Below are 7,052 nucleotides of genomic sequence, written 5' to 3' on the forward strand. Positions count from 1 at the left end.
CAGGGCGATACCCTGCAAACCCAGGTCGATTTCTGGCAACAGCACCTGACCGGTGCACCCGCCTTGCTTGATTTACCGACCGATCGACCACGCCCAGCGGTACAAAGCTATGCTGGCGGCCAAGTGGCCTTGAACTTGTCACCGACGCTGACGGCAGGCCTCAAGCAGCTGAGCCAACGCCATGGCACCACCTTGTTCATGACGCTCCTCGCCGGCTGGTCGGTCCTGCTGAGTCGCTGGAGTGGGCAGAACGATGTGGTCATCGGCACGCCAGTGGCAAACCGCCAGCGCAGCGAACTGGAAGGCTTGATGGGCTTCTTCGTCAATACCTTGGCGTTACGAGTGAAGCTGGACGGTAATCCCAAAGTGGATGAGCTGCTGAACCAGATCAAGACCAACACCATCGCCGCCTACGCGCATCAAGACTTGCCGTTCGAGCAGGTGGTGGAGGCGCTGCAACCGACGCGCAGCCTGAGCCACAGCCCGCTATTTCAGGTGATGCTGGTGTTGAACAACATCCCGGTCGATGGCGAGCTGAGTCTGCCGGGTTTGACCCTCAGCGAGGTTGCGCAAGCCCGCGATACCGCGCACTTCGACCTGTCGCTCTCGCTCACCGATACCGCAACCGGCCTCGTCGGCAGTCTGGCCTATGCCAGCGACCTGTTCGACCGCTCCACCATCGAACGACTGCTTAGCCATTTCGAGACGGTGTTGGCTGGCATGGTGCAGGACGATCAACAGGCAATTGGCCAGTTACCGCTGCAATCGGCGGCAGAGCGCCTGCAAATACTGGTGGATTTCAACGCCACGGCCGCCAGCTACCCCAGCGACCAACTGATTCATCAGCTGTTCGAGCAGCAGGCCGCGCAGCAGCCCGATGCCATTGCGGTGGTGTTTGAAAACCAGCAACTCAGCTACGGCGAACTCAACCGCCGCGCCAATCAGCTGGCGCATCACCTGATCGCGCTGGGCGTACAACCGGATGATCGCGTGGCGCTGAGCACCGAACGTAGCCTTGACTTGGTCATCGGATTACTCGGCATCCTGAAAGCGGGCGGGGCGTATGTGCCGCTCGATCCGGACTATCCGGTGGAACGCCTAGCCTACATGTTGGCGGATAGCCAACCGGTGGTGCTAGTGACACAAGCGGCTTTGCTGGCGACGTTGTCGATGGTCGATGTGCCGGTAGTGGCGTTGGATGTTGAAACCGCGCTGGTCAACCAACCGACGGCCAACCCGGTCGTGGCCGATCTCACGTCGCGCCAGCTGGCCTACGTGATCTACACCTCAGGCTCCACCGGTCAGCCCAAGGGCGTGATGGTTGAACACCATTCGGTGATTAACTTGTGGGTCGCCTTGGACAAGCTGCTCGCCCAGCCATCTGGTCAGCAAATGGCGGTGGCGATGAATGCCTCCTTGGTATTCGACGCTTCCGTGAAGTCCTGGAGCCAATTGTTGTCCGGCCATCGATTGGTGCTGATCCCCAGTGTGATTCGTACGGATGGTTTGGCGCTTTGGCGCTTCCTTGCCGATGGCCAGGTCGATGTTTTCGACTGCACCCCGATGCAATTGGAATGGCTGCTCACGGCAGGCTTGACGACGGCGGCAGGCTATCAACCCAAACAGGTGTTGATTGGTGGAGAGGCCATCTCGGTGGGGGTATGGAACAAGCTGGCATGCAGCAGCAGAACCGATTTCTATAACGTCTATGGGCCAACGGAATGCACGGTGGATGCCAGTGCCACCCGGATTGGCCCAGGGCGACCGCATATTGGCCGGCCGATTGCCAACGTTCGCATCTATCTCCTCGACCTGTATGGACAGCCGGTACCGATCGGTGTGGCCGGTGAGTTGTATATCGGTGGTGCCGGTGTGGCACGTGGCTACTTGAATCGCCCCGAACTCACGGCCGAACGCTTCGTTGGCGATCCATTCAGTGCCGACCCAGCCGCTCGCCTATACAAGACGGGCGACCTGGGCCGCTGGTTGCCGAATGGCCACATCGAATACCTTGGCCGCAACGACTTCCAGGTGAAGATTCGCGGCTTCCGCATCGAGCTGGGCGAGATCGAAGCGCAGCTCACCGCTTGCGTTGGCGTGCGGGAAGCAGTGGTGATCGCACGCGAAGACCAGCCGGGTGATCAGCGCCTGGTGGCCTATCTGATCCCGCAAGACGGCATCGAATTATCGGCCGCCGATTTGCGCCAGCAGCTCAGCCAGAGCTTGGCCGACTACATGCTGCCGAGCGCCTTCGTCAGTCTCGAATCCTTCCCGCTCACGCCGAACGGCAAGCTGGATCGCAAGGCGTTGCCGGCACCGGATCAGTCCTCCGTCGTCAGCCGTGAATACGCCGCGCCACAAGGTGAGATCGAAACCATCATCGCCACGATCTGGCAGGACTTGCTCGGTCTGGAACGCGTCGGCCGGCACGACCAGTTCTTCGAGCTCGGCGGCCATTCGCTGCTGGCGGTGCAGCTGGTCTCGCGTTTGCGCCAAGTGCTGGGCTTGGAGCTGCCGCTTCGCGAGCTATTCGCCCAGCCAACCGTCCTTGGCTTGGCGAGCGTGCTTGCCCAAGCGGCGCAATCTACGCAAGCGCCGATTCCGTTGGCGGATCGCGCTCAAGCGCTCCCTCTGTCCTGGCCGCAGCAACGCTTGTGGTTCGTGACGCAGCTGGATGCCAATGCCGGCGCGGCCTTTCACATGCCGGCAGGCCTGCGGCTATATGGAGAACTGAACCGACTTGCCTTGCGGGCGACGCTGGATCGGATCGTGGCGCGGCATGAGGCGTTGCGGACCTGCTTTATCGCCGACGGCGGTGAGGCGGCGCAGATGATTGCGCCGGCAGATTGTGGTTTCAGTTTGCAGGAGCACGACCTACGCGGCCTGACTGAATCCGATCGCTCGATCCGGGTTGAGCAATTCAGCCAAGCAGAAGCAGTACAACCATTCGATCTCGCCACCGGCCCGCTGATCCGCGGCCAGTTGCTGCAACTGGCCGATGACGACTATCTATTGCTGATCACCCAGCACCACATCATTTCGGACGGCTGGTCGATTGGCGTGTTGGTGCGGGAAGTGAGCGCGCTCTATACCGCCTTCAGTCAGGGCCAGGCCGACCCGCTACCGCCGTTGGAAATCCAGTATCCCGACTACGCCGTCTGGCAACGGCAGTGGCTGCAAGGCGAGGTGCTGCAAAGCCAGCGGACTTTCTGGCGCGATCATTTGCTGGGCGCACCAGCGCTGCTGGAGCTGCCGACCGATCGACCCCGCCCGGCGGTGCAAAGCTATCGTGGTAGTACCTTGGCACTGACGCTGCCACCAGCGCTCACGGTCAACCTCAAGCAGTTGAGCCAGCGTCACGGCACCACCTTGTTCATGACCTTATTGGCCGGCTGGTCAGTATTGCTGTCCCGCTTGAGTGGTCAGGATGACGTGGTGATCGGCACCCCCGTCGCCAATCGTCCGAGAACCGAGCTGGAAGGCTTGATCGGTTTCTTCGTCAACACCTTGGCGCTCCGCGTCCGGTTCGATGAACAACCGAGCGTGCAAACCCTGTTGCAGCAAGTGAAGGCCAGCACCTTGGCCGCCTACGGCCATCAAGACCTGCCGTTCGAACAAGTGGTCGATGCGCTGCAACCGCCGCGCAGCCTGAGCCACAGCCCCTTGTTCCAGAGCCTGTTCACGCTGAACAACACGCCGCAAGGTCAGGCATTGGGTTTGCCGGGCTTGACACTGCAGGTGCTCGATACACCGCATCACACCACGCAGTTCGATCTGTCCTTGTCCTTGCATGAAGACGGCACGGGCTTGGTCGGCCAGCTGCAATACGCCACCGACTTGTTCGATGCCGAAACCATCGCACGCCTCGCCGCGCATTTCGAGATTGTGCTCACCGGCATGGTCGACAACGACCAGCAGGCCATCAGCCGGTTGCCGTTGTTGACCATGGCGCAACAGCAGCACATCACGCACGGTTTCAACACCAACCAGGCGGACTACCCGCATGAGGCATTGATGCAGCAATTGTTCGAGCAATATGCCGAACAACAGCCCGATGCCACGGCACTGATCTTCGAAGACCAGACGTTGAGCTACGGCGAGCTGAATCGCCGCGCCAATCAACTGGCGCATCACCTGATTGGCTTGGGTATCCGGCCGGATGATCGCGTCGCGCTTTGCATCGAACGCAGTCTGGACATGATCATTGGACTGCTCGGCATCCTGAAAGCGGGCGGGGCGTATGTGCCGCTTGATCCGGCTTATCCAGCGGAACGCTTGGCCTACATGCTGAGCGACAGCCAGCCGGTGGTGCTGGTGACACAGGCCGCATTGCGTGAAACTCTGCCGGCCATCGACGTGCCGATGGTGGCGCTGGATGCGGAAGCCGCGCTGGTCGACCAAGCGACGTCCAACCCGGTGCTGGCGGGACTGACATCGCACCATCTGGCCTACGTGATCTACACCTCCGGCTCCACCGGCCAGCCCAAGGGCGTGATGGTCGAGCACCGTGGCGTCTGCAGCCTGGCCAGTGCCCAGCGCACCGCTTTCGAGGTACGGCCAGATAGCCGGGTACTGCAATTCGCCTCGTTGAGCTTCGATGCGAGCCTGTTTGAGGTCACGTTGGCATTGTGCTGCGGCGCGGTGCTGGTCGTCGCGCCGAAATCTGCCTTGATGCCGGGTGTGGCGCTGCAGCAGACGCTGCACCATCAACGCATCACTCACGTCACGCTGCCGGCCTCGGCGCTGAACGCCTGGGCGACGCCAACCGATTTGCCGCCGCTGTCGCTGATCGTTGCTGGCGAGGCGTTGCCGCCGGCGCTGGCACGCCGCTGGGCGCGTCATCACCAGTTGTTCAATGGCTACGGCCCGACCGAAACCACCGTTTGCGCCGCGATCCACCCCTGCGACGCGGAGGCCGCCCCATCCGCCAGCGTGCCGATTGGCAAACCCTTCACCAACGTCCGCATTTACTTGCTGGATGCGCATCGCCAGCCGGTACCGCTGGGCGTAGTAGGGGAGATCCATATCGGCGGGGTAGGGGGGGCGCGGGGGGATCTCCATCGCCCGGAACTCACGGCCGAGCGCTTTGTCCCCGATCCGTTCAACATCGACCCAACCGCCCGGATGTACAAGACCGGCGACTTGGGCCGCTGGTTGCCGGATGGCAGCGTCGAATACGCAGGCCGCAACGACTTCCAGGTGAAGATTCGCGGCTTCCGCATCGAGCTGGGCGAAATCGAGGCGAAACTCACGGCCTGCGCCGGCGTGCGCGAAGCGGCGGTGATTGCGCGAGAGGATGTGCCGGGTGAAAAACGGCTGGTGGCTTACGTGGTGCCGCAAGCTGGTGTCGGGCTGATTGCCGCGACGCTGCGCCAGCAACTCAGCCAGTCCTTGGCCGACCACATGCTGCCGAGCGCCTTCGTCAGTCTCGACTCCTTACCGCTCACGCCGAACGGCAAGCTGGATCGCAAGGCATTGCCGGTGCCGGATCAATCATCGGTCATCAGCCGAGCGTATGAGGCCCCGCAAGGCGAGGTTGAGCAAACCATTGCCGCCGTCTGGCAAAACTTGTTGGGGCTGGAGCGCGTCGGCCGGCACGATCAGTTCTTTGAGCTGGGCGGGCATTCCTTGTTGGCTGTGCAACTGGTCTCTCGCCTGCGGGATGTGCTGGGGTTGGAAATACCGGTGAGTCAGTTGTTTGCCTATCCGACCGTGAGCGGTATTGCCGCAGCCCAAGCCCGCGCCGGAAGTATCCGGCATCCCAATCTGGCGGCTGTTCGCACTGACGGTGCCAAGCGACCGCTCTTCCTCATTCACCCGATTAGAGGGGAGGTGGGGTATGCGAATGACATCGCACCGTGGATCGATAGTGATATCCCCATTTACGGCTTTTCGGCGATTGGGCTGCTGACTGGCGAAACACCACTGAACACGATTCAAGCCATGGCCGAGCAATATGTCCAGGGTATCCGCCATATCCAGCCGGAGGGGCCATATCGCATTGCGGGCTGGTCCGCCGGGGGAAGTATCGCTTATGAAATCGCCAACCAGTTGATCAATACCGGCGCGGCAGTGGAGTTTCTTGGTTTGATCGATACGACAGCGCAACATCGTCGGGAATTCGATGGCGCCATGCCGCCAATCGATGACATCTCGACCTTGCTGCTGATGCTGCCAGTGGATTTGCCGGACGACGTGCGTGACGAGATGGCCTTGCTGGCTGAAAAGAATGACTTCGATACCATGGTTGATCGTTTATACACCTACGATCTCATTCCCCAAGCGTTTAATCGTGAACTGCTCTTGCGGTATTTGGCGGTGATTAAAGGCATTCGGATAGCGCTGCATCATTATTGCCCGCCGGTACTGCCGGTAAATGTCACCTTATATTCGGCCAAGGCTGAAAAACGGCGGGATATAAGTCTGGGTTGGGGCAATATCATGCCAAATGGACAATTACAGGTCATTCCGGTGAGCGGCTCGCACCACTCGATGATGCAACAACCCCATATTTGCCAATTGGGCCGGGAGATATCTGCGGCAATTGTAGGGCTGGAAGTCTCTATTTGACAGACTTTCATCTATTTGGCCACGTTTATATATATACCCCGGCACGCACATTTCTGCCGGTTGCTTAACTGATTTACATAAGGTTTCAGATGACGAATACCCCTCCGGCCATGCCTTCCGATTCGGACAGTCTCGACCCACAGGATTGGCAGGGCCTGCGCGCGTTAGGGCATCAAATGCTCGACGACATGTTTGATTTCATGGCCGGTCTGCGGGATCGGCCGGTGTGGCAGCCAATGCCGGCCGAACTGCGGGCCGAACTCAAAACGCCGCTGCCGCATGCAGCCGGCAGCCTTGCGGATACCTATGGTGATTTCCAGCGGCTGGTGCAGCCCTATATCGCCGGCAATATCCACCCGCGCTTCATGGGCTGGGTGCAGGGTGGCGGCAACCCGGTGGGCGTGCTGGCGGAGATGCTCGCGGCCACGCTCAATGCCAATCTGGGCGGGCGTGATCATGCGCCGATCGAGGTCGAGCGCGAG

2 protein-coding genes are annotated in these 7,052 nt (G+C 60.9%); both read left to right on the forward strand.

Annotation, left to right across the window (positions count from 1 at the left end):
• Positions 1-6,570: non-ribosomal peptide synthetase (locus BR41_RS21485; RefSeq protein WP_035061440.1), on the forward strand; the 6,570-nt coding region annotated here is incomplete at its 5' end.
• 89 nt (positions 6,571-6,659) lie between these two features.
• Positions 6,660-7,052, forward strand: a 393-nt coding sequence (locus tag BR41_RS21490) for a hypothetical protein (protein WP_211251833.1), incomplete at its 3' end; no start/stop codon positions are given.

Source organism: Andreprevotia chitinilytica DSM 18519, from assembly GCF_000711875.1.
Taxonomy (GTDB): domain Bacteria; phylum Pseudomonadota; class Gammaproteobacteria; order Burkholderiales; family Chitinibacteraceae; genus Andreprevotia; species Andreprevotia chitinilytica.